The sequence below is a fragment of the Saccharomonospora sp. NB11 genome (genome assembly GCF_015910535.1).
GTDB lineage: Bacteria > Actinomycetota > Actinomycetes > Mycobacteriales > Pseudonocardiaceae > Saccharomonospora.
The window spans coordinates 152,551-176,163 of the sequence record NZ_JACBJG010000007.1; the positions used below are offsets into that span (position 1 = coordinate 152,551).

Genomic DNA, 23,613 nt, shown 5'->3' on the forward strand with positions numbered 1-23,613 from the left:
GCTCACCGGAACCGGCGCACCCCGTCGTCGTCCGTGGTGACGGTCAACGCCTTCCGGGCCACCAGCACGTCCAGGTGGGCGGCCACCTCGAGCACCGCGAGCATCCGGTTGAACGGGTCGAGTTCGTCGAGGGTGCGGCCGCGCCGGGTCCACGTCATCCGGCTCGCCACCTCGTAGGCGGTGTGCGCGCCGTCGGCCACCGTGGCGGCGATGCGGTCGAAGCGGCGTTCGTGGTGCTGCAGCAACTCGTCCACGCGCGCGTGCACGCTGTCCGAGACCGGCCCGTGGGCGGGCAGCATCCGCCGGTCCGGTCGGGAGCGCACGGTGCTCAGCGACGCGAGGAAGTCCCGCAATGGCAACGGCGGCGGTGCGGCGTGCAGGCCGATCGACGGGGTGATGTGCGGCAGCACGTGGTCGCCGGTGAACAGCAGGCCCGCGTCGGCGTCGTCGAAGACGACGTGCCCGGCCGTGTGTCCCGGGGTGGGCACGACGTCGAGCGTGCGGCTCCCGACCGACGGAACCGGGCCTGGGGTGAGCCAGTGGTCAGGCTGCTCCCAGAGGTCGTCCTGCGTGGGTGCGGTGCCGAACAACGCCGCGAGCGCGGCCACCACGGGCGCGCCGCCCGCCTGTTGCAGCAACGCGACCTGGTCGGCCATGGGCATCCGCCCCGGCTGGGACACCGCGTCGAGCGTCGTGCGTTCGCCCGCCCCGAGGGCGATCGGCGTGCCGTACGTGCGGCGCAACGCGACGGCGAGCGAGTAGTGGTCGCGGTGGATGTGGGTGATCAGGAACCGGTCGATGTCCGCGAAACCCGCGCCCAGGCCCGACAGGGCGGACTCCAGCCGGTCGCGGGCCTCGTCGAGGGCCCAGCCGGAGTCCACCAGGGTCAGCGTGTCGCCGTCGGTGATCGCGTAGACGTTGACGGCGCGGAGCCCGTCGTTCGGCATCGGGAGCGGAATCCGGTACACGCCGTCGGCCACGGAGTAGAGGCCCGGTTCGGTCCACGGCCGCGTGCCGTCGTCGAGCGGTTGCATCCCGTCATGAGATCAGCGCGCGCCGTGGACCGGGAGGTCCGTGAGACCCACCTCACTGAGCGATCGCTCAGTCGTCGCCGCTCTCCAGCATGAGCCGTTCCAGCTCTCGCCGTAGCAGGCCCATGCGCGCGTCCGCGAGCAGCGGGATCTCCCGCCTGCGTCGGCGAACGGCGGTGAGGTCGATGTCGATGACGGTCAACGACTCCTCCCACGTCGGGGCCGTCGCCACGGCCGAACCCCACGGGTCGACGACCCGCGAGCCGCCCCAGAACCGCACGCCCGCCTCGTCGCCGACCCGGTTCACGAACACCACCCAGCACTGCTGCATGCGTGCCGTGAACGTCAGCAGGTCGTGCCAGTACTCGGCGGGGTCGAACGAGCCCGCCGTCAGCTTCGCCGCGCTGTTGGCGGGCACGATGAGCAGCTCGGCGCCGTCCTGGGCCGCCAGCCACGGCAGCATCGGCTGCCACGCGTCGTTGCAGATCAACGTCGCGAACCGGCCGAGCGACGTGTCGAACGCACGCAGATGCTGGCCGGGGTTGGCGTGCTTGCGCTCCTCCCAGATCAGGTAGTTCGGCAGGTACAGCTTGCGATGGTTGTGCACCAGGCGGCCGTCGGAGAGGTAGAGCGCCGAGTTGTGTCTGCGGATCCGCCCGTCCTCCAACAGTCCGATCACGACGTCCGGACCGTGCTTCGACAGCGTGGCGAGACGCGGATCGTCGGGCCACAACGAGATGTCGTCCGCCAACTGTCCCAACGCGTACCCGGTGAGTGACAGCTCCGGGAACACGACCAGATCGACGTGCTGGGCCGCCGCGTCCTTGATGATCCGCTCGGCATCCGCGAGGTTTCCCTCCACGTCGCCGAGCCGGCAGTCGGTCTGAGCCAGTGCCACTCTCATGCGTCTCACCTCCCCTTTCCGTCACCGTGTCCGCCCGTGCCCGGGTTGTGTCCTCGTCGACGTTTCTCGACGACGTTTCTCGTCGACGTTTCTCGACGGCCGGGACAGGGACGGACACCGCCGACGGTACGGCATCGGACACGCGGTTCGGTGCCGGTGATTCGGGTGGTGAGCGGGGCCGACCCGACGATGGCGGCGCGTGGGTGCGGCGGCACAATCGGTGGCGTGAGCAGCGGTGAGACGAGTGCGCCCCGACCGTGGCCCGCGGGCACGGCGACCGGAGTGGGATCGATGCCCGGAGCCGACGTCAGCGAGTCGGCCGCCGTGGTGTTCGGTGAGCTACCGACACTGCCGCACCTGCCCGAGCTGCCCGCGCGTGGGCTCGGCGCGGACCTCCTCGGCCGGGCGGCAGCCCTGCTGGTCGACCTCGCCGTCGAGGTGGTCCCCTCCGGCTACCGGGTCACCGCCCGGCCGGGCCGCGACCACCGGCGCGCGGTCGACCTGCTGCGGTGGGACGTCGACGCGGTCACCGACGCCGCGGAGTCGACCCGGCCCGCCGTGGTGAAGACGCAGGTCGCCGGACCGTGGACCCTCGCAGCCGGGGTGGAGTTGCCGCGCGGACACCGAGTGCTCACCGATCCCGGCGCGGTGCGTGACTTCACCGACTCGCTCGTGGAGGGTCTCACCGCACACGTGGCGACCCTGGCCGACCGCACCGGCGCGCGGGTGGTGGTGCAGCTCGACGAACCGACGCTTCCCGCCGTGCTCGCCGGTGAGCTGTCCACGCCCTCCGGCTACGGCACCGTGCCCGCCGTGCCGGAACCGCAGGCCCGTGAGCTCCTCGCCACGGTGATCGAGCGAGTCAAGGCCGCCACGGCGGGACCGGTGCTCGTGCACTGCTGCGACCGGCGTCCGCCCGTGGGCCTGCTGCACTCGGCGGGGGCCGACGCGATCTCGCTCGACGCGACCCTGCTGAGCGATGCTCCCGGCGCGCTGCTGGACGAGATCGGGCAGGCGTGGGACGACGAGGTGACCTTCCTGCTGGGACTGGTGCCGAGCGTGGCGCCGACGACCCGCCCCGCGCTGCGGGAGCTGGCGCGCCCGGCGTTCGACCTGGTGGACCGACTGGGCTTCGCGCGCCCGACGTTGGCCGACCGGGCGGTGCCCACCCCCACCTGCGGTCTCGCGGGTGCGACGCCGGAGTGGGCGCGGCGGGCGCTGACGTTGGCGACGGATCTGGGCAAAGCCTTCGTCGAGCCGGTCGAGGGCTGGTAGTAGTGGCGGGCATGCGACTGTTCCGCCGTCGACCGCGAACCCACCACGGTGACAGTGCCGACGAGGGGCCCGACCCTCGCACCCCGTGGCCGGAGCCGCCCCCACCGGCCGAGCCGACGGAGGCAGCGGCGGAGTTCTGGCGCCACTGGCACTCCGTGCTGCCCGACCTCAGCGCCGCCCTCGGCGAGGGACATCTCCCGGCGGCCGAGACGCTGCTGTGCGACGCCGTCGCGCGCATGCACCCGGACCTCCAGCTCTCGCTCGAACGGGGGCAGCGGGCGTTGTACGCCCTCGTGGTCAGCGGCCGGGAGGACCCCGCCCTGCGTCCCTTCACCGACGCGTGGAAGGCGGCCGCGCCGCCCGACGACGCGATCTGGGAGTTCCACGACTCGGTGCCGCCCGTGCCCGATCCGGCGGGCGTGACCGTCAATCTCGCCGGGCACCGGATCGCTCTGGCCGACGTGCGCGTGGTCGCCCAGGTCGACGAGCCCGAGGGCGTCGTCGACGTCGCCGTGCACCACCCCGCGTTCGCCGACCTCGGCGAGGCCGAACGCGCCGCGATGACGTTCCTGCCGTTGGAGGCCACGCTCGGCGAACGGGTGGCCGCGCAGCGCCTGCGTCGCGTCGAGACCGCCGTCGCGCCACCGGAGGGCACCATCAGCCTCGGTGAACTCCGCGACCTCGTGCTCGGGCTGCCCGGCATTGTCGGTGGTGCTGACTAGGCTTCAGGTGTGAGCACTGAGGACCTGGCGACCAACGAGGAGCTGGCGGAGTCGGGCGTCGTCGCGGGCGACGCCGAGGTGACGCGCGAGGCGGACGACATCACCGACGTCCCCGCCGAGGTGCGGGAACGGCACGCCGAGCTGGTGGAGGAGATCCGCGGCCACCAGTTCCGCTACTACGTTCTCGACGCGCCCACGATCTCCGACGCCGAGTTCGACCGGTTGCTGCGCGAGCTGGAGACCATCGAGGCCGAACACGCGGCGCTGTCCTCACCGGACTCACCGACCCAGCAGGTCGGGGGCACGTTCTCCACCGAGTTCAATGCCGTCGACCACCTCGAACGCATGCTGAGTCTCGACAACGCGTTCGAGATCGACGAGCTGTCGGCGTGGCTCGACCGCGTCGAGAAGGAGATCGGCGGCAGCACCCGGTACCTCTGCGAGCTCAAGGTCGACGGGCTCGCCGTCAACCTGCTCTACGAGAACGGCAAGCTCGTCAGGGCGGCCACGCGCGGCGACGGCCGGACGGGCGAGGACGTCACGCTCAACGTCCGCACGATGAACGACGTGCCCGACCGGCTCACGCCCACCGACGAGTTCCCTGTGCCGCGCCTCGTCGAAGTGCGGGGAGAGGTGTACTTCCGCGTCGAGGAGTTCGCCGACCTGAACGCCCAGCTCGTCGAGGTGGGCAAGTCGCCGTTCGCCAACCCACGCAACGCCGCCGCCGGGTCGCTGCGGCAGAAGGACCCGAAGGTCACCCGCACCCGGCCCCTCCGCCTCATCTGCCACGGACTCGGCAAACGCGAGGGGTTCGACCCCAAGCACCAGTCCGAGGCGTACGACGCGCTGGCGGCGTGGGGGCTGCCCGTGTCGCCGTACAGCAAGGTGATCGACTCCCGTGAGGGGCTCTTCGAGCACATCCGTTACTGGGGCGAGCACCGGCACGACGCCTCCCACGAGATCGACGGCGTGGTGCTGAAAGTCGACGACGTGTCGCTCCAGCGGCGCCTCGGCGCCACCTCGCGTGCGCCGCGATGGGCGATCGCGTACAAGTACCCGCCGGAGGAGGCCAACACGACGTTGCTCGACATCCGCGTCAACGTCGGCCGCACCGGCCGGGTCACGCCGTACGCCGTCATGGAGCCGGTGAAGGTCGCCGGGTCCACGGTGTCGATGGCGACCTTGCACAACGCCGAGGAGGTCAAGCGCAAGGGCGTCCTCATCGGCGACCGCGTCGTGATCCGCAAGGCGGGCGACGTGATTCCCGAGGTGCTCGGCCCCGTGGTCGACGTGCGTACCGGCGACGAGCGCGAGTTCGTCATGCCCACCCGCTGCCCGGAGTGCGGCACGCAGCTCCGGCACGAGAAGGAGGGCGACGTCGACATCCGGTGCCCCAACGCCCGGTCGTGTCCGGCGCAGCTCCGGGAGCGGTTGTTCCATCTCGCGGGCCGGGGCGCGTTCGACATCGAGGTGCTCGGGTACGAGGCGGCCGGTGCCCTGCTCTCCGCCGGTGTGATCACCGACGAGGGCGACGTGTTCGACCTCGACGAGGAGAAACTGCTGCGCGTCGACCTCTTCGTCACCAAGGCCGGTGCGCTCTCCGCCAACGGCAGGCGGCTGTTGGACAACCTCGACTCGGCCAAGGACCGTCCCTTGTGGAAGGTGCTGGTGGCGTTGTCGATCCGGCACGTCGGTCCCACGGCCGCGCAGGCGCTCGCCCGGGAGTTCGGGTCGATCGACGCCATCGACACGGCCGACGAGGAACGGCTCGCCGAAGTCGACGGCGTGGGCCCCACCATCGCGCGCGCCGTACGTGAGTGGTTCGCGGTCGACTGGCATCGCGCGATAGTGGAGAAGTGGCGTCGCGCCGGCGTGCGGATGGAGGCCGAGCGCGACACGTCGGTGCCCCGCAATCTCGAAGGACTGTCCATCGTGGTCACCGGCTCGCTGGCCGAGTTCTCCCGCGACGAGGCCAAGGAAGCCATCATGGCGCGCGGCGGCAAGGCGGCGGGCTCGGTGTCGAAGAAGACCGCGTTCGTGGTCGTGGGCGACGCGCCGGGGTCGAAGTACGACAAGGCGGTCCAGTTGAAGGTGCCCGTGCTGAACGAGGACGGCTTCCGCGTGCTGCTCGAACACGGTCCCGACCGGGCCCTGGAGGTCGCCGAGCGCGCCGACGCCGAGTGAGCGGTCCTCCCGGTGGGCGGTGCCGTCATTTCAGGCGCCGTCGGGTCGGTGTCGCGTGAACGGCGGGTTTCCGTCAGCGGATGGATGCTGCGTGAGTGGGTTCCCTCGTCAGCGGACGGATGCTGTGAGCGGAAACCTCGTCAGCGGGTCGGTACCGGGTGCGCGCGGGCGTCGTCAGCGGGTCGATGCCGAGCGCACTGCCCGGTACCGCCTCCACCGAGCCCGAAGGGGACCGGGCCGGCCACCGGACTACCCTCCGTCGTCCACCTCGCCGACCTCATCGGCGCGGGACTCGACGGACGCTTGTCCCGACTCCGGCCTCCGCTTTCCGGTCTGGTCGCTGCCGCTCGTCCCGCATCGTCGTCCGAGGAAGGAAGTCTGATTCGTGAGTGACTTCGAGGTTCGTGTGGCCCGCCCCGAGGAGTGGGCTGCCGCCGGGGACGTGACCGTCGAGGCCTACCGCGTGAACGGCTACCTCGACCATCCCGACGGCAGGGCCTACGCGGCGTCGTTGCGCAACGCGGCGCGACGCGCGGAGCACGGAGTGCTGTGGGTGGCGGTCGACGTCGACGGACGGGTCGTGGGCACGGCCACGGTCGCGTTGCCGGGGTCGACGCTGACCCAGATGTGCCGGGAGGGCGAGGCCGAACTGCGTATGGTCGCCGTGGCTCCCCACGCGCGGGGACGCGGTGTGGGGGAGGCGTTGACGCGCGCGAGCCTCGACCTGGCGGTCGAGCGTGGCGCGAAGCGCATGGTGCTCGCGAGCCTCGAAGCCATGACCGCGGCCCACCGCCTGTACGAGCGGCTCGGTTTCTCCCGCGCTCCCGAGCGCGATTGGCACACCGACGGCGGCCTCCTCCTCATGGCCTTCACGAGGGACCTCTGACCCCAAGCCCCCGCCCCGGCGTGTCCCGACCCCACGCCCGCGTGTCCGCACTTCCCGTACGTGTGTCCGCACTTCCCGTACGTATGGCTGCAGCCGGTGTACGGCTGCCCGCGTCCTGCGCACTCGTGTCGCCGTCCTGTGCACGCATGACGGTGACGCAGGGTGCGAACATGCGGGCATACGGCGCGAACGTGCGTGCGTGGGATGCGGACACGCGCGAGTGCGGTGCGGAGACACCGAATCACGGCCAGCCGCGGGTGTCGCGGCGCAGCAGCACGGTGACGCACAGGCCGACGGTCACGAGGCCCAGCACCAGCAACGCCGTTCCCCCGACACCCATGTGGTCGATCACCCGATCGAGTAGTTGTCGGCTACGTGACTCCGGGTTTGACAACACCACGGCGGAGAAGACGAGAGAGAGTGCGACGGCTGCCGCGAGAACCCACCGGCCACGCTGTCCGTCCAAACCGGTCCGATGGACGACGATCCGACCGGCGCGCAGGATACGTCGCACCCGCAGGATGCGGAACGTGCCGAGCGCCAGCATGAGCCGTAGCACTTGGAACGGCCCGACGACGAACACCACCGCCGGCACGGCGATGCCCACCACGATCAGCTGCGAACGGTACCGGCGGAGGTAGGTCCGCAGATTGCCGCTCGTCCACAGCAGCGCCACCGACTCGCCGAGGAGGACGGCGAGGGACAACCAGTTCAGCACGGTACCGACGACGCCGAGCGGTCCCGGCGTGGTCGCGAGGAACACCGCCGGGACAGACACGACACTCGCGGTGAGGACGGGAACGGCGAGGCGCTGTTGCACGCGGTACGCACGGTCGTCGTCGCGGGCCGGTCCGAGCATGTCAGGAGCCCCGGAGGGTGGTTCGACGACCGTGCCGACCGGTGTACCGGGATGCGAGCGGTACCGAGCTTGACGTGCCGAGCCCAGGCCGCACCCCACGATGAGCGGCGATCGTGTGGGCCGATGCTGCCGACCTGCGTTCGTGGAGCGACGGGCGTACCCGGCGTGCCGCCGAGCGTGCCGTCGACACACGCGCACGAGACGGGGACATGCGTGTAAGGAGCGCGGACACGCGTGCACATGGTGCGAACACACGGCCGTAGCGCGAGGACACGCGTGCAGGAGGTGCGGACACGCCGTCAGGAGTCCAGGACCACTGCCACGATGCCGGACAAGTGGGCGAGGCGGGCGACTTCGGCCGCGCGGAACATCGGGCCGCCGGGGCGACCGACCAGCAGCGCCCGGTCGGGCTTGCCCACGGGCGTGGCCGCCAACTCGGTGCCGAGTTCGCGCCACATCTCGGGCACCCACGAGGCTTCGGCGTCGAGCACCGTGGCGCGCTCCAACGGCAGCCACGGCAGTTCACCCAACGGTGCCTCCGGTGCCGCCGTGGACGAGGCGAGGCGGGTGATCTCGCCGTCGTCGTAGCGGACCACGATCGACCACCCGGCGCGCACGATCCGTGGCACACCGTCGGCGAACAGGCGGAGTCCCTCACGTGGGTCGGCGGCGATCTCCTCGACGAGTTCGAGTTCCCGATGGGTGTCGAGCACGCCCGCGTAGGGGCGGACCGCGTCGACCTCGACACCTTCCACGCTCTCGGCCGCGGTGATGAGCGTGTCCGGGAGCCGCCCGGACGGCAGTTCGACGACCAGGTCGTCGATCGCCACGCCGTTGCCCCGTTCGACGACGTCGACGCTCAGGATGTCGGCGCCCGCCAGACCCAGAGCGCTCGCCACGGCGCCGAGGGTGCCGGGGCTGTCCGGGAGTTGGACCCGGATCAGGAAAGACAACGTGGACCCCTTTCCTCGGCCGACCTGTCCGCTACTCGCATTCGCCGACCGATGATTGTGACAGTTCCGTCCCCGCATGGGTAGTCGCCATGGCCCGGACCCGAGGCGAGCGATCGGGGCCGCACGCCATAGACTGCCCTGGGAAACACCCGAAATCGACAATCACTCGTGTCGAGAACGAGAACCCCCCGGGAGTCGCCCGCGTGTCGAACATTTCCCGCGACGAGGTCGCGCATTTGGCCAGATTGGCGAGGATGGCCGTCACCGAGGAGGAACTGGACGTCTTCGCGGGCCAGCTCGATCAGATCCTGGACTCGGTGGCGAAGGTGTCGGAGGTCGCGTCCGACGACGTCCCGCCCATGTCGCACGCCGTGCCGTTGACGAACACCTTCCGCGACGACGAGGTGCGTCCTGGCCTGAGCCAGGAGCAGGCGCTGGCCGGTGCGCCGGCGGCGGAGGACGGACGGTTCCGGGTGCCGCGCATTCTTGGGGAAGAGCAGTGACCGATCTGACGAGGCTGTCCGCCGCCGAACTGGCGGAGAAGATTCATTCCCGTGAGGTGTCGTCCGAAGAGGTGACCCGGGCCCATCTGGACCGGATCTCCGAGGTGGACTCCGACATCCACGCGTTTCTCCACGTCGACGCCGAGGGTGCGGTCGCGTCCGCTCGCGCGGTGGACGAGTCGTTGGCGAAGGGCGAGCAGCCCGCGTCGGCCGTCGCGGGTGTGCCGCTGGCGCTGAAGGACGTCTTCACGACGCGCGACATGCCCACCACGTGTGGCTCGCGCACGCTGGAGAACTGGGTTCCGCCGTACGACGCCACGGTGACGCGCAAGCTGCGCGAGGCGGGTGTGCCGATCCTCGGCAAGACCAACATGGACGAATTCGCGATGGGGTCGTCGACCGAGAACTCGGCGTTCGGTCCCACCCGCAACCCGTGGGACCGGGAGCGGGTGCCCGGCGGCTCCGGTGGTGGTTCGTCGGCCTCCATCGCCGCGTTCGAGGCTCCGCTGGCCATCGGTACCGACACGGGTGGCTCGATCCGGCAGCCCGCGTCCGTGACCGGAACCGTGGGCGTCAAGCCGACCTACGGCGGTGTCTCGCGGTACGGCCTCGTGGCGTTCTCGTCGTCGCTCGACCAGGGCGGTCCGTGTGCGCGGTCGGTGCTCGACGCCGCGTTGCTGCACGAGGTGATCGCGGGCCACGACCCGCTCGACTCCACCTCGATCGACGCGCCGGTGCCGCCCGTCGTGCAGGCCGCGCGCGAGGGTGCCGCAGGCGACCTCGCCGGGGTGAAGGTCGGCGTGGTGCGCGAGCTGTCCGGCGAGGGCTACCAGCCGGGTGTGCTGGCCTCGTTCGAGGCCGCGGTCGCGCAGCTTCGCGAGCTGGGTGCGGAGATCGTCGAGGTCTCGTGCCCGCACTTCTCCTACGCGCTGCCCGCGTACTACCTGATCGCGCCGAGCGAGTGCTCGTCCAACCTGGCTCGCTTCGACGCGATGCGGTACGGCCTGCGGGTCTCCGACGACGGCGAGCACAGCGCCGAGGAGGTCATGTCGGCCTCGCGGGAGGCGGGCTTCGGCCCCGAGGTGAAGCGCCGCATCATGCTCGGCACCTACGCGCTGTCGTCGGGGTACTACGACGCCTACTACGGCTCGGCGCAGAAGGTGCGCACGTTGATCGCGCGTGACTTCACGGCCGCGTTCGAGAAGGTGGACGTGCTCGTGTCGCCGACGACGCCCACCACGGCGTTCAAGCTCGGCGAGCGCGTGGACGACCCGATGGCGATGTACCTCGCGGACCTCGCCACGATCCCGGCGAACCTCGCGGGCAACGCGGCGATGAGCGTCCCGAGCGGGCTTTCCGCCGACGACGGTCTGCCGGTCGGCCTCCAGATCATGGCTCCGGCCCTCGCCGACGATCGGCTCTACCGGGTCGGTGCGGCGTACGAGACCGCCCGTGGCCCGGTGCTGGACAAGATGCCTGAGCTGAAGGGAGCGCCGACGCCGTGACTGCGGTTGCCGACCTGATGGACTACGCCGAGGTCGTCGAGTCGTACGACCCGGTGCTCGGGCTCGAGGTGCACGTCGAGCTCAACACGAAGACCAAGATGTTCTGCGGCTGCCCGAACCAGTTCGGGGGCGAGCCGAACACCCACGTGTGCCCCACGTGCCTGGGGCTGCCCGGTGCGCTGCCGGTGGTCAACGGCAAGGCGGTGGAGTCGGCGATCCGGATCGGCCTCGCGCTGAACTGCCAGATCGCCGAGTGGTGCCGGTTCGCCCGGAAGAACTACTTCTATCCGGACATGCCGAAGAACTTCCAGACCTCGCAGTACGACGAGCCGATCGCGTTCGACGGCTACCTCGACGTGGTGCTCGACGACGGCGAGGTGGTGCGCGTGGACATCGAGCGCGCGCACATGGAGGAGGACACCGGCAAGTCGCTGCACGTCGGTGGCGCGACGGGCCGCATCCACGGTGCCGAGCACTCGCTGTTGGACTACAACCGCGCGGGTGTCCCGCTCATCGAGATCGTCACCAAGCCGATCGTGGGCATGGGCGAGCGCGCACCGGAGGTGGCGCGGGCGTACGTGACGGCACTGCGTGACCTGCTGCGGGCCATGGACGTCTCGGACGTCCGCATGGACCAGGGTTCACTGCGGTGCGACGCGAACGTCTCGCTGATGCCGAAGGGGACGACGGAGTTCGGCACGCGGACCGAGACGAAGAACGTCAACTCGCTGCGCAGTGTCGAGCGCGCGGTGCGTTACGAGATGACGCGGCAGGCGGCCGTGCTCGCCTCGGGTGGCAGCGTTCGGCAGGAGACCCGGCACTTCCAGGAGGCCGACGGCACCACCGCGCCCGGCCGCGCCAAGGAGACCGCCGAGGACTACCGGTACTTCCCGGAGCCCGATCTGGTGCCCATCGCGCCGTCGCGCGAGTGGGTCGAGGAGCTGCGGACGACGCTGCCGGAGCTGCCGTGGGAGCGCCGCAAGCGCATCAAGGAGGAGTGGAACCTCACCGACGAGGAACTGCGTGACCTCATCAACACGGGCGCGGCCGACCTGGTGGCGGCCACGGTCGAGGCCGGTGCCAAGCCGAACGAGGCGCGGAGCTGGTGGGTCCAGTACCTGACCCAGCAGGCCAACGCCCGCGAGGTGGAGCTGGCCGACCTGCCGATCACGCCGAAGCAGGTGGCCAGGGTCATCGAGCTGGTGAACTCCGGCGAGCTGACCAACAAGCTCGCCCGTGAGGTCGTGCAGGGCGTGCTGGCCGGTGAGGGCGAGCCCGACGACGTCGTGGAGAAGCGCGGCCTGAAGGTCGTGTCGGACGACTCCGCCCTGATCGCGGCCGTCGACGAGGCGCTGGCCGCGCAGCCGGACGTGGCGGACAAGATCCGCGGCGGCAAGGTGCAGGCTGCGGGTGCCATCGTCGGTGCGGTGATGAAGGCGACGAAGGGACAGGCCGACGCCAAGCGCGTCCGTGAGCTGGTCCTGGAGAGGGTCGGCGCCTGACCGTGTCGACGCGCGACCGTCGGGAACCGGGATGGTCGCTCGCTCGGGTGTCGTGGCGGGAGTGGCTCGGCCTCGTGGCCGGGCTGCTCGCCGTCGGTTCGTTGTTCCTGCCGTGGACGAACCTGGGCGCCGAGCATCCCGAGGTGAGTGCCGCGCTGGCGGAGTTGCCGTCCGAGGACGTGCACCGCTCGGTGTGGCGGGCGACGTTCTTCGGCTGGCTTGCGCCGCTGCTCGTGGTGGTCGCCGGGGCGTGTGTGGTGCCGTTCGGGCAGCGTCGCTCCCTGCGCACGGCAGGGTTGCCGCAGTTGTGGCTGGTGACGGCGTCGGTCGCGGCGTGTGCCACGGTGCTGGCCTGGGTGTTCGTCGGCTGGCAGTTCGGCTCGGAGCAACGGGACTTCCTCACCGAGAGCGGCGTGACGTTCGACGCGGGGCCGGGTCGGTACCTCGGTGCCGCGGCGGTGCTCGTCTCGCTCGTGGCGGCCGTGTTGGACGTGCGGGCGGGGGTCAGTCGCGGCCCGAGCCGGAGGACGGCTCGCGCACGATGATGACGACGCGGTCGTCGCTGGACACCGGCTTGCCGCCGTCCTTGTTGACCGTGCCCGCGACGGCGACGTCGCCGGTCACCTGCGTGAGGCTGCCGATGCGGCCGTAGGACGTGCCGTTCTCGCCGTCGAGGGTCAGTTGGGGGTCGCCGCCGATCGATCCGTCCTCCGTCAACGGCAGGTTCTGCAGGTTGCCCGCCTCGTCGGTGGCGACGGCGAGTGTGTCGGTCCAGTCGGCGCACCCGGTGACACCGGGGCGGTCCTTCCAGGTCCACGCGGGCACCGAGAGCGGTTCCCCCGCTTCCACCCGGTAGACGGCGTCGTGCTGCTCCGCTCGGTCGGTCACCCACAGCCGCGCGCCGTCGGAGGTGCCGCACAGGCCGCCGGGAGCACGCAGGCCCCGCGCGTACACGGGGGAGTCGGCGGTGGGATTCCCCTTCGCCGGTCTGCCCGAGGTGTCGATCCGGAGCACCTTGCCCGCGAGCGAGGCGGGATCGCTGCTCGCGGTCGATTTCCCCGCGTCGCCGGTGGCGACCAGCAACGTGCCGTCGGCGCCGGGAAGCAGGGCGCCACGGTTGCGGGTCGACCCCTTCGGGATGCCGGTGAGCACCGGCTTGGGCGCCTGCCCCTGGGAGAACCGCACCACCCGGTTGTCGTCGGACGTGGTGATGTAGGCGTAGACGAGGCCGTCCTCCGCGTACGTCGGGGACAACGCGAGCCCGGTGAGTCCGCCGTCGCCCGTGGCGTCGACGTCCAGCTTCGCGATCTCCTGCGGTTCGCCGCCGGTGCCGACGAGAAACACCCGCCCGCTGCGGCGCTCGCCCGCCAGCGCGCTGATCGACGAGCCGTCCGACGGCAGCGGAGCCACGGCGGACACGGTGTCGAGGCACGTGGCGATGACGGCCTGGTCGTAGTCGGTGCACCCCTCGGGCGGCGGGACGGACGTCTCGGAGCTGGGTGGCCTTCCGGGGCCGGAGCTCTCGCCCATTTCGGGGAGTTGAGGTTGAGGCGCCGCTTCCGCGGTGAGTTCCGGGGCGTCGCGCCAGTCGGTGGCGGCGGTCGAGTCGTCGAACTCGGCACATCCCGCGGGCACGACGGCGACGGCCGCCAGGACCACGGCCGACCATGAGCGTCTCGGACCCCTGCGCACGACAGCCAGCCTAAGGCGGGGGAGGTGAACCTCGGGTAAGTGGGTGCGGACACATCGGTCACGATGGTGGGGTGACCATCACCGTGCTGATTCCCCACGACGACGGCATGACCGCTCTGTCGGAGGTGCCGGACGTGCGAGCCGTGCGCTACGACGTCGACTCCCTCGGCGACGGGTTGCCCGCCGAGGCCGCCGAGGCGGAGGTGCTCGTGCCGGGTGCCTCACCGGCCACGTTGCAGCCTCTGCTCGACGGCATGCCGAAGCTCCGGTTGATCCAACTGCTCTCCGCGGGCGCCGAGGAGTGGACCACGTGCGTGCCGGACGGGGTCCTGCTCTCCACCTGCCGAGGGGCACACGGTGGCAGTACCGCCGAGTGGGTCATGGCGGTCCTGCTGTCCCACTATCGGGGGTTGTCCGGTTTCGTCGACGCCCAACGTCGTCGCGAGTGGAGCCCGCGGACCATGCCGACGTTGCAGGGCAGCCGGGTGCTCGTGGTCGGTGCGGGCGACCTCGGGCAGCAGTTGCGGCGCAGGCTCCTGCCGTTCGACGCCTGGGTCACGATGGTCGGCTCGACCCCGCGTGAGGGCGTGCACGGGGTCGACGAGCTGCCGGAGTTGTTGCCCGACGCCGACGTCGTGGTGCTGATGACCCCGCTGACGTCCCGGACTCGCGGGTTGGTGGACGCGCAGTTCCTCGCCGCGATGCCCGACGGCGCTCTGCTCGTCAACGCCGCGCGCGGGCCGGTGGTGGACACCGACGCGTTGCTGGCCGAGCTCACGGCGGGTCGGTTGAGCGCCGCGCTCGACGTCACCGACCCGGAGCCGCTACCCGAGGACCATCCCTTGTGGACAGCCCCGAACGTGATGATCACCCCGCACGTCGGCGGCGCGGTCCGTGGCTTCCGCCGCCGCTCGTACCAGGTGGCGGCTGCCGAGATCGCGCGGTACGTCCGTGGGGAACTGCCGAACAACCTCGTGCAGGGCGAGTACTGACCTCGGTGCGGTGCCGACCTCGCGCGGCCCGCACCGCTATCGCATCACGGAGCCGCCGAAGTAGTCGTCGTCGTCCGGGTCGCCGTCCTCGTTCGCGGGTCGGGACGTCGAACCGGAGCCCGGCGTGGTCGCCGACGGCGGGCCGCCGGGCTCGATGATGTCGTCGAGCTCGTGACCCTCCTGGATCATCACGTAGGCCTGCCGCATGCCCTCGACGCCGCCCGCCAGTGCGCTGCGGACCTGCGGATCGTCGAGGAAGCGTCCCGCGGCGATGTCGTTCCACGACAGGTCGCCCTTGTCGATACGGGCCTGCAGCTCACGCAGTTCCTTGGGGGCGTCCTTGCTGCGGGCGTGCTCGGCGATCTGCTCGATGTCCTCCGGTGAGAGGCTGGACTTGGCCATCGTCGCGTCGAGCTGTTTCGCGCTGCTGATGGTGCGGTCGAGGCCGAGCTCCGCTTGTTCGAGCTGTGCCATCGCCGCGGCGATACGAGGGTCGCGGGTGAGGTCGGGGCCGGTCATCAACACGCTCCGGGGTCGGTGGGCGGACCTGGAATGCTGGGTGTCGTCGGTGTCGTACGGCGTCGTCGTGACGTCAGCGGTCGTCCACCGACGTCACGACGATCCAGTGTTCGTCTTCCTCTTCGGACACCGCGACGATCGGGCTGCCCGTCGGTGACGCGGCGACGAACTCGAATGTCGTCGTGCGCTCCTGGAAGACGGGGAGGAAACCTCCTCGCTCGGGCGGGCGGGCGAGCAGCCACGGCAGGGTCGAGGCGCCGGGGCCGGTGAGGCAGATCAGGCACGCGCCGTCATCGTCGAACAGGCCGACGTCGCGGCCCGTGTCCCGCCACGCCTGCTCGGTCCGGTCCAAGACGTCGTCGTCCGCGTCGTCGTCCGAGTCGTCGGCCGAGGCGATCCGGACCCGAGGAACCACGCCACCCGAGGCCGCGGCCTTGATCGCCGCCAGCGGCGTGACGCCGGAGGCTTCCTCGACCTCTCCGAGCACCGTGAACCCCGCGGCCTCCAGGATCGCGATCCGGTCGGCCTGGGTCATCCTGCCCGCCATGCTGTCGTCCCCCTGCTCGATCAGGACGGCGGTGTGACGCCGTAGAAGATGTGGTGGCTTCCGCCGATCTGACTGTAACGCTCGATGTCGCTGTTCGGCGCGGTGCTCCAGCCGAAGTCGACGCCTTCCCGGGACGGGTCGACCTTCGGTTGACCCGCGTGGAAGTGCGGCCCCGGTGCGTTGGGATCGCTGGTGTGTTCGGCGATCACCCGGGAGCCGTTCTCGGTCTCGAACTGCATGTAACGGCCGTGGGTGCCGAGATCGTCGGAGTGCCGGTAGTTCGGTTCGCCGTAGCGGTTGTAGTCGTTGCCGACCTCCCACACCGCGTCGGGTTCCGTGCCCCGCGGGATACCGGCCCGGTCGTAGGCGGCGTTCAACGCCTCCTCACGGGTCTGGTAGTAGGTGTTGCACGCCGCGAGCCCCCACGGGTCGAGCCACAGCGTGGGGTTCGGAACGTACGCGCTCGGGTTGGCCGCCGGGGCGAGCCCCAACGGGTCGTTGCTGACGTAGCGCCCCGTTTCCGGGTCGTAGTGCCGCTGGTGGTTGTAGTGCAGCCCGCTCTCGGGGTCGTGGTACTGGCCCGGGAAGCGCAGCGGCATGGAGACCGCCGGGCCCGGAGCAGAGGGGTCCGCCACCGTGTCGCCCCAGACCGAGCGCGTCGCGTGCCAGGCGAGCCTGCCGTGGGCGTCGACGAGCTCGGTCGGTGTTCCCACCAGGTCGGTGACGATCGAGTAGAACTGCTGGTCGATCCACTCCCGGGAAGCGGTGTTCGCCCGCACCCGCGTCACCTGGGTGAGCGGCCGGAACGAGCCGGGAGCCCAGTTCCACGTCGTCGCGTGGCCGGTCGAGTGCGCCTGTTCGGCGAGCAGGGTGCCGTCCCAGGTGAACGCGATCTCCTCGGCGACACTGCCGTCCGGTGCAAGACGCTGTTTGGCGATCCGTCGGCCGAGCGCGTCGTAGCGGTACCGCCAGCGCACGCCGTCCGGCGTGGTGACTCCCACGAGCCGGTCCTCGGCGTTCCAGGTGTAGTGCCAGATCTCCGGTTTGCGGGACAGCCGCGTCTTCTCCCGCCGCACCAGTCGGCCCTGTGCGTCGTAGTGGTAGCGGACGGAACCGGCCGTCTGCATGCGGTTGCCCGCGTACTGCCGGGGCCCTGCGGCGTCGGTGCCCGGCCACGAGGCGGCCGTGATGTTGCCGAGCGCGTCGTAGGAGTAGTGCTCACGCCAGTTCTGCCCGGTGACGCCGGTGATGCGCCCGACCGGGTCGAGGGTGAACCGCCGGGAACCCGCGAGCCGGTCGTCGACCGCCGTGAGGTGCCCGTCCGGCTGGTAGTGGAAGGTGCGCTCCTGCAAGACCCTGGCCATCGGGGCGGCCGGTCCGGGACGGCCTGGCGTGGGCAGCGCGGAGATCGTCTGGGACAGCAGCCGGTGGCCGGGTGTCCACGACTGGGCCAGCACTGTCCCGGTGTCGACGACGCGCTCGATCTCACGACCGGCGGCGTCGTAGCCGAACGTCACGGACCGGCCTGCGGTGTGCAGTGTCGTCGGCCGGTGGTTGACGTCGTAGGCCCAGCTCGTCTCATTGCCGGTCGGTGTCAGCCGGTAGGTCCGGCGACCGGCCGCGTCGTAGGCGTACCGGCTGATGCGGCCGTTGACCGTCTCGCTGAGCACCCGGCCGAGCACGTCGCGCCGCAGCGTGACGTCGGCGTCGTCGTTGACGGCCCGCAGCAGCCGACCCATCGGGTCGAACTCGAAGCGCGACACCGTCCCCGCCGCGTCGCGCTCACGGACGCGGTCGCGCTCGTCGTAGGAGAACGTCGTGACTTCGCCCGCACCGTTTGTCCGGGAGGTCAGCCTGCCCGCGGCGTCGTAGGTGTAGCGCAGGACGCGGCCGTCGAAGTCCCGCTCCTCGACGACCCGCCCCGCCGCGTCGTAGGTGTAGGTCCACACCAGACCGGTCGACGTGCGCACCCGGATCGGGCGCAGCGCGGTGTCGTAGTCGTACTCCAGCCAGGAGCCGTCGGGCAGCACCTGGCGTCGCGGCAGGTCGAAGTGGGTCGTCTCGTAGCGTGTCGTGCGGCCCATCGCGTCGACGTAGGACACGTTGTTGCCCTCGCCGTCGTAGTGCCACTGCTCGGTGGCGCCGTGCGGGTCGGTGCGCGCCACCACCTTGCCCTCGACGTTGTAGCGGAAGCGGGTGCGCCCGCCGAGCGGGTCGATGGTCTCCACGATGCGGCCGAACAGGTCACGCACGTGTTGCAGGCTCGCGCCGGTCGGGTCCGTGATCACGAGTGGGAGACCGGCGTCGTTGGTGCGTACTGTGCGCGTGCCACCGACCTCGTCGACGGTCTCGACGAGGTGCCCCCGCTCGTTGTAGGTGTGCCGCTTGACCGCGCCTGCCGGATTCGTGACGGCGACGAGATTGCCCCGCTCGTCGTAGGAGTGGCGCCAGACGGCTCCGTCGGGTTCGGTGACCACCACGGGACGCCCGAACTCGTTGTACTCCGCCGTGGCCTGGCTGCCGTCGGGATGCGTGACGGAGATCAGGTTGCCGTCGGCGTCGTAGGAGTAGCGCGTGGTGCGGCCCAGCGGATCGGTGCGGGAGAGCAGCCGGTTGTGCTCGTCCCACTCCGACACCGTCGTCGCCCCGAGCGGATCGGTGCGCACGGCCACGTTGTTGCGTTCGTCGAGCTGATACGTGGTGATGTTGCCGAGAGAGTCGGTGAAGCGGGTCGTCCGCTGCTCGGTGTCGTAGGAGAACGTGCCGTTGAGGAAGCCGTCCGCGCCCTGGTTGGCGATGCAGCGTCCTTGGGCGTCGTAGAGGTACCGGTACCACTCGCCGTTGCGGTCGGTCCACTGGACGATCCGGCCCTCGTCGTCGTACTGGAAGCGCATGGCGCGGTTCGACGAGTTCACCACGTCGGACAACCGGCCCTCGGCGTCGTAGCCGTAGCGCATGACCGTCACGGGACCGCCCTGGCCCTCGTGGGCGCCGCGCAGGCGCAGTGCCGCCACCCGGCCGTCGGCCGTCTCGACGTCGACGTGATAGCCCCCGTTGTGCCGCACCGCGGTGAGGAGCCCGGCGGCGTCCCGGTCGAGTTCGATGCGGTTGTCGTTGTGGTCGCCGATCGCGGTGAGCGGCACGACCGGGCCGGACGTCGTCGAGGCGTCGAAGTGGAGCACGCGCGCCGGGTCTCGGCGGGTGATGGTGTAACCCGTGTCGGTGCGCTCCAGCGGCCAGCGCGGCCCCGTCTGTGGCATCACTCGCGCGCCCGGGTCGGGCAGCGGGTAGACGAGGATCACGCCGTCGTCGGCGACGTACACCACACCCTCGGCGTCGATCTCCAGCCGCTGGTCCAGTGTGGACGCCCAGTTGCGGCCGAACAGTCGCCCGGCGCGGTAACCCGAGATGTGGGTCCTGCGCAGCACCAGCGGGAGCACACCGGGCAGTTGCAGGTCCGTCTGGCCGAGCACGACCTCGCCGCTGGCGATGTCCACCGGGTCGTTCTCGCACACGCGGAAGTCCTCCGGAGTGCGGGTCGTCTCCGGGTTCTGGGGCCGCGCCGAGGTGTCGTTGCCGTTGCCGGACTGGTTGCCGTTGTTGCCGCCACCGTTGCCGGTGGTGCCGGAGGTGGAGGCGTCACCAGTGTTGCTGTTGCTGTTGCTGTTGCTGCTGGAGTTCGTGTTCTGGTCGCGATGCGCGGCGCGTTCGTCGGCGAGCCCCCGTGCGTTCTCCGACGCGCTGGAAGCCGAGGTGCGGAGGTCGCCGGCTGCGTTCGACGCCTGGGTGGCGCCGTCCTTGACCTGACTCGCGCCGTCCTTGACCTGGTTGACCCCGTCGCGGACACCGCTGGCGACGGTGAGGACGTCGCTGATGCTGTTGGCGTCGCCGAGGTCCGACAGCGCCGTGCCGACCGCCATGATGCCCTGGACGACCTGAGTGGCACCCTCGATGATCGCCTTGATGCCCTCGATGAGGTCCATGATGGCGTTGTAGATCTGGATGCCGTCGTAGACGAGCTTGACGGCGCGGCCCCAGCCGACCACCGGGATCGGCAGCATCGCCGCCGCCTCGATCAGCTTGTTGACCAGCTTCTCGATCAACGCCAGCGCCTGGTCGCACGCCCGCTTGGACCCGTCGGCGACCTTGTTGAGCGCCATCCCGATCAGCTTCGCGGCCTGGGCGTCGGCCTCCAACCCCACGGTCCACGTGACGTTGATCAGGGTGGAGAAGCTTTCCGCCGCCGGACCGGACCAGGAGGGCCTCAGCTCCTCCGCCCCGGCGTTGATGTTCTGCCGGACCGCCTGCAACGCCTTGCAGACGTTGTCCCACTCGGCCGCGGCGTTGCCGATCTTCTCGAAATCACCGGTGATCGGCGTGATGATCGAGGACACGAGGTCCTGGCCCACGACCTTCTGCCAGACCCAGTTGACGGCCTGCACCTGGATGCCGGCGTCCGCGATCGCCTGCTCGATGGCGGAACCGTCCAACGAGGTGTCGCCGCCGAGGAACTCCCGAGGAGACGCGACCTCTCCGTACGCCGCCATCACGCGCTCCCCACCGAGAAGTCACCGGAACCGTCGACCAGGCTGTTCAGCCGGTCCATCTCCGCGCGCGAGGCCTCGTCACGGGCCTCGTACTGGTCGGCCGCGGTGAGGAGGTTGTCGCGAACCTCGCCCATCTTGCCGCTCGCGAAGTCCAACGTGTCGGCGTACAGCCCGACCACCCCGGTCACCACGGGCGCGAGCAGCGCCAACAGGCCGGTGTAGCCGCTCGTGTCGCCGCCCTTCTCGGTGGCGTGACGGCTGATGGCCGACAGGTGGTCGGCCTGCTGGCTCAGCAGCTCAGCGCAACCGCGTAGCTCCGAGGGTTCGACGTGATGACCCCCACCGTTCGGCATGGTGCTTCCCCCAGTGACGTCGCCGAATCTTCGATGTGACGTGCTCTCGGGGCCGAGGCTTCGCGCGAATGAGCCACAACGAGAGCGCGCGTTACTCTACGCTGCCCGCCCATGACGGTTCACAACAACGACGGATTCGACGCTCCGACCACGGCATTTTCCACCGACGCCTTCGATGACAGTGGATTCACCACACCGGACGACCTCGCCGGAGGTGAGCAGGAGACCGAGCGCCCCGCCGAGTCGCTGCACGGGGGGATCGACTTCGGGCTCTTCGTCGTCCGGCTCATGCTCGGTGGGTTGATGATCGCCCACGGCCTGCAGAAGTTCGGGCTGTTCGACGGTCCCGGAATCGACGGCTTCGCGCAGATGCTCACGCAGCTCGGGTTCAAGGACCAGACGACGGTGCTGGCGTGGGTCACCGCGGTGTCCGAAGTGGGCGGTGGTGCACTGCTCGTGCTGGGACTGTTCACGCCGTTCGGCGCGGCGGCGGTGCTGGGTGTGCTCGCCAACGCCGTCTACGTCAAGTTCGAGAACGGATTCTTCGCTGCGGCGGGCGGGTTCGAGTTCGACCTGCTGATCGCCGTCGTCGCGTTCGCATTGCTCTTCACCGGCGCGGGACGCGTGTCGATCGACAAGAACACGCCGTGGCGGCGCAAGCCGTGGCCGCTCGGGCTGGTCTCGCTGGTGATCGCCGCCGGGTTGACAGCGGCCCTCATCGTGATGTTCCGGTGACGACGTGGGGGCGAGCGGCGAACCGGATCGCCCCCACGCCGCCGATCACTTGTCCGGGTTGCGGACGGCGCCGGTGTCGGCCGACGTCGCCATCCGGGCGTAGGCGCGCAGCGCGGCGGTGACCGGACGCTCCCGGTTGACCGGCTGCCACGGCTTCTCGGACGCCTCCATCTTGGCGCGGCGCTCGGCGAGCACGTCGGCGTCGACGAGCAGTTCGAGCTTCCGCTCGTGCACGTCGATGAGGATCTCGTCGCCGTTCTCCACGAGGCCGATGGTGCCGCCCGCGGCGGCCTCGGGGGAGATGTGGCCGACGGAGATGCCCGACGAGCCGCCGGAGAACCGGCCGTCGGTGATGAGCGCGCACACCTTGCCGAGGCCCGCGCCCTTGAGGAACGCCGTCGGGTGCAGCATCTCCTGCATGCCCGGTCCGCCCGCGGGGCCCTCGTAGCGCACGACGACGACCTCGCCCGGCTGCACCTCCTTGTTGAGGATGGCCGACACGGCCTCCTCCTGGCTCTCCACGACCCGAGCCGGGCCGCGGAAGTGCCACAGTTCCTCGTCGATGCCCGCGGACTTGATCACGGCGCCGTTCTCGGCGAGGTTGCCCCGCAGGACCGTGAGGCCGCCACTGGCGGTGTAGGCGTGGGCGACGTCGCGGATGCAGCCGTTCTCGGCGTCGGTGTCGAGCGACGACCACCGGTTGGTCGTCGAGAACGCCTCCGTGGTGCGCACCCCGCCCGGTGCGGCGTGGAAGAGGTCGAGCGCGCGTTCCGACGGCGACTCGCTCCGAATGTCCCACGTGGACAGCCATTCGTCGAGCGAGGACGCGTGGACGGCGTGGACGTCGGTGTTGAGGAAACCGCCCCGGTACAGCTCGCCGAGGATGGCCGGGATTCCGCCTGCCCGGTGCACGTCCTCCATGTGGTAGTCGGAGTTCGGCGACACCTTGGACAGACAGGGCACCTCACGGCCGATCCGGTCGATGTCGTCGAGCGTGAAGTCGATCTCGCCCTCCTGCGCGGCGGCGAGGATGTGCAGCACCGTGTTGGTGGACCCGCCCATGGCCATGTCGAGCGCCATGGCGTTCTCGAACGCCGCCTTGGTGGCGATCGAACGGGGGAGCGCGGACTCGTCGTCCTCGCCGTACCACCGCTTCGCCAGCTCGACGACCGTCCGGCCCGCCTCGACGAAGAGGTCCCGCCGCGCGGCGTGGGTGGCGAGCGTCGAACCGTTGCCGGGCAGGGAGAGGCCGAGCGCCTCGGTGAGGCAGTTCATCGAGTTGGCGGTGAACATGCCGGAGCAGGACCCGCACGTCGGACACGCCGACTGCTCCACGACGGACAACCCGGCGTCGTCGACGGACGAGTTGGCCGACGCCGAGATCGCGGTGATGAGGTCGGTGGGCGCGTGCGCGACACCGTCGACGACCACGGCCTTGCCCGCCTCCATCGGCCCGCCGGAGACGAAGACCGTGGGGATGTTGAGCCGCATGGCGGCGTTCAGCATGCCCGGGGTGATCTTGTCGCAGTTCGAGATGCACACCAGCGCGTCGGCCTGGTGGGCGTTGGCCATGTACTCCACCGAGTCGGCGATGATCTCGCGCGAGGGCAGCGAGTAGAGCATGCCGCTGTGTCCCATCGCGATGCCGTCGTCGACGGCGATCGTGTGGAACTCCCGGGGAACGCCACCGGCCTCGCGGACGGCCTCGGCGACGACTTCGCCGAGGTCCTTGAGATGTACGTGTCCCGGCACGAACTGGGTGTAGGAGTTGGCGATCGCCACGATGGGCTTGCCGAAGTCGTTGTCGGTCATGCCGGTGGCGCGCCACAGGGAGCGAGCTCCCGCGGCGTTGCGGCCGTGGGTCGTGGTTCGGGAACGCAGAGCAGGCATGGCCGCACTCTACG

General features: G+C 70.5%; 20 protein-coding genes. 10 read left to right on the forward strand and 10 right to left on the reverse strand.

All coding sequences use genetic code 11. The features are described 5' to 3' along the window. Positions 1 to 2: 2 nt before the first annotated feature. Together JAV51_RS12675 and JAV51_RS12680 are read right to left on the reverse strand one after the other, a co-directional pair. Positions 3 to 1,034: an MBL fold metallo-hydrolase gene (locus JAV51_RS12675; RefSeq protein ID WP_197320902.1), complete on the reverse strand. Its 1,032-nt coding sequence runs from the start codon at positions 1,032 to 1,034 to the stop codon at positions 3 to 5. A gap of 67 nt (positions 1,035 to 1,101) precedes the next feature. Further along, complete coding sequence (locus JAV51_RS12680; RefSeq protein WP_197320903.1) at positions 1,102 to 1,935, reverse strand: nitrilase-related carbon-nitrogen hydrolase; 834 nt, start codon at positions 1,933 to 1,935, stop codon at positions 1,102 to 1,104. 189 nt (positions 1,936 to 2,124) lie between these two features. Here JAV51_RS12680 and JAV51_RS12685 point away from each other — a divergent pair, with 189 nt between their 5' ends. The 4 genes from JAV51_RS12685 (at position 2,125) to JAV51_RS12700 (ending at position 7,002) form a co-directional block, all read left to right on the forward strand. Further along, a complete protein-coding gene (locus JAV51_RS12685; protein WP_197321041.1) occupies positions 2,125 to 3,210 on the forward strand; it encodes a methionine synthase in 1,086 nt (361 codons plus the stop codon). An 11-nt stretch (positions 3,211 to 3,221) separates the two neighbouring features. Further along, a complete protein-coding gene (locus JAV51_RS12690; protein WP_231642052.1) occupies positions 3,222 to 3,932 on the forward strand; it encodes a hypothetical protein in 711 nt (236 codons plus the stop codon). Positions 3,933 to 3,941: 9 nt separating this feature from the next. Then, entirely contained in the window at positions 3,942 to 6,116 is a 2,175-nt protein-coding gene (gene ligA, locus JAV51_RS12695) for an NAD-dependent DNA ligase LigA (RefSeq protein WP_197320905.1), read from the forward strand. 385 nt (positions 6,117 to 6,501) lie between these two features. Beyond that, positions 6,502 to 7,002: a GNAT family N-acetyltransferase gene (locus JAV51_RS12700; RefSeq protein ID WP_197320906.1), complete on the forward strand. Its 501-nt coding sequence runs from the start codon at positions 6,502 to 6,504 to the stop codon at positions 7,000 to 7,002. 241 nt (positions 7,003 to 7,243) lie between these two features. Here JAV51_RS12700 and JAV51_RS12705 read toward each other — a convergent pair whose 3' ends face one another. Next, a complete protein-coding gene (locus tag JAV51_RS12705; RefSeq protein ID WP_197320907.1) occupies positions 7,244 to 7,861 on the reverse strand; it encodes a hypothetical protein in 618 nt (205 codons plus the stop codon). Between the two features lie 299 nt (positions 7,862 to 8,160). After that, complete coding sequence (locus JAV51_RS12710) at positions 8,161 to 8,814, reverse strand: amino acid-binding protein (protein ID WP_197320908.1); 654 nt, start codon at positions 8,812 to 8,814, stop codon at positions 8,161 to 8,163. A 203-nt stretch (positions 8,815 to 9,017) separates the two neighbouring features. Here JAV51_RS12710 and gatC point away from each other — a divergent pair, with 203 nt between their 5' ends. The 4 genes from gatC to JAV51_RS12730 are packed head-to-tail and all read left to right on the forward strand — an operon-like array spanning position 9,018 to position 12,869. After that, positions 9,018 to 9,317: an Asp-tRNA(Asn)/Glu-tRNA(Gln) amidotransferase subunit GatC gene (gene gatC, locus JAV51_RS12715; RefSeq protein ID WP_197320909.1), complete on the forward strand. Its 300-nt coding sequence runs from the start codon at positions 9,018 to 9,020 to the stop codon at positions 9,315 to 9,317. Beyond that, on the forward strand, positions 9,314 to 10,822 hold the full coding sequence (gene gatA / locus JAV51_RS12720; protein ID WP_197320910.1) for an Asp-tRNA(Asn)/Glu-tRNA(Gln) amidotransferase subunit GatA: 1,509 nt from the start codon (positions 9,314 to 9,316) through the stop codon (positions 10,820 to 10,822). Before gatC ends, gatA begins: the two co-directional genes overlap by 4 nt. Then, a complete protein-coding gene (gene gatB, locus JAV51_RS12725) occupies positions 10,819 to 12,324 on the forward strand; it encodes an Asp-tRNA(Asn)/Glu-tRNA(Gln) amidotransferase subunit GatB (RefSeq protein WP_197320911.1) in 1,506 nt (501 codons plus the stop codon). Before gatA ends, gatB begins: the two co-directional genes overlap by 4 nt. A 2-nt stretch (positions 12,325 to 12,326) precedes the next feature. Then, positions 12,327 to 12,869: a hypothetical protein gene (locus tag JAV51_RS12730; RefSeq protein ID WP_197320912.1), complete on the forward strand. Its 543-nt coding sequence runs from the start codon at positions 12,327 to 12,329 to the stop codon at positions 12,867 to 12,869. Here JAV51_RS12730 and JAV51_RS12735 read toward each other — a convergent pair. Beyond that, positions 12,829 to 14,016 (reverse strand): sorbosone dehydrogenase family protein, encoded by a 1,188-nt coding sequence (locus tag JAV51_RS12735; RefSeq protein ID WP_197320913.1) that lies wholly within the window; start codon positions 14,014 to 14,016, stop codon positions 12,829 to 12,831. The two genes, JAV51_RS12730 and JAV51_RS12735, sit on opposite strands and share 41 nt — an antisense overlap. 71 nt (positions 14,017 to 14,087) lie before the next feature. Between JAV51_RS12735 and JAV51_RS12740 the strand changes: the two genes are divergently transcribed. Continuing rightward, complete coding sequence (locus JAV51_RS12740) at positions 14,088 to 15,008, forward strand: 2-hydroxyacid dehydrogenase (RefSeq protein ID WP_197320914.1); 921 nt, start codon at positions 14,088 to 14,090, stop codon at positions 15,006 to 15,008. 36 nt (positions 15,009 to 15,044) lie between these two features. Here JAV51_RS12740 and JAV51_RS12745 read toward each other — a convergent pair whose 3' ends face one another. The 4 genes from JAV51_RS12745 to JAV51_RS12760 form a co-directional block, all read right to left on the reverse strand. Further along, a complete protein-coding gene (locus JAV51_RS12745; protein WP_197320915.1) occupies positions 15,045 to 15,527 on the reverse strand; it encodes a hypothetical protein in 483 nt (160 codons plus the stop codon). Positions 15,528 to 15,600: 73 nt separating this feature from the next. Further along, positions 15,601 to 16,074: a hypothetical protein gene (locus tag JAV51_RS12750; protein WP_197320916.1), complete on the reverse strand. Its 474-nt coding sequence runs from the start codon at positions 16,072 to 16,074 to the stop codon at positions 15,601 to 15,603. Between the two features lie 20 nt (positions 16,075 to 16,094). Next, a complete protein-coding gene (locus JAV51_RS12755; RefSeq protein ID WP_197320917.1) occupies positions 16,095 to 20,621 on the reverse strand; it encodes a DUF6531 domain-containing protein in 4,527 nt (1,508 codons plus the stop codon). Beyond that, positions 20,621 to 20,974 (reverse strand): type VII secretion target, encoded by a 354-nt coding sequence (locus JAV51_RS12760; protein ID WP_197320918.1) that lies wholly within the window; start codon positions 20,972 to 20,974, stop codon positions 20,621 to 20,623. Before JAV51_RS12760 ends, JAV51_RS12755 begins: the two co-directional genes overlap by 1 nt. A gap of 111 nt (positions 20,975 to 21,085) precedes the next feature. Between JAV51_RS12760 and JAV51_RS12765 the strand changes: the two genes are divergently transcribed. After that, on the forward strand, positions 21,086 to 21,709 hold the full coding sequence (locus tag JAV51_RS12765) for a DoxX family protein (protein WP_197320919.1): 624 nt from the start codon (positions 21,086 to 21,088) through the stop codon (positions 21,707 to 21,709). Positions 21,710 to 21,754: 45 nt separating this feature from the next. On the opposite strand, the gene ilvD is transcribed toward JAV51_RS12765, so the two are convergent. Beyond that, on the reverse strand, positions 21,755 to 23,599 hold the full coding sequence (gene ilvD, locus JAV51_RS12770; protein WP_197320920.1) for a dihydroxy-acid dehydratase: 1,845 nt from the start codon (positions 23,597 to 23,599) through the stop codon (positions 21,755 to 21,757). Between the last annotated feature and the right edge of the window lie 14 nt (positions 23,600 to 23,613).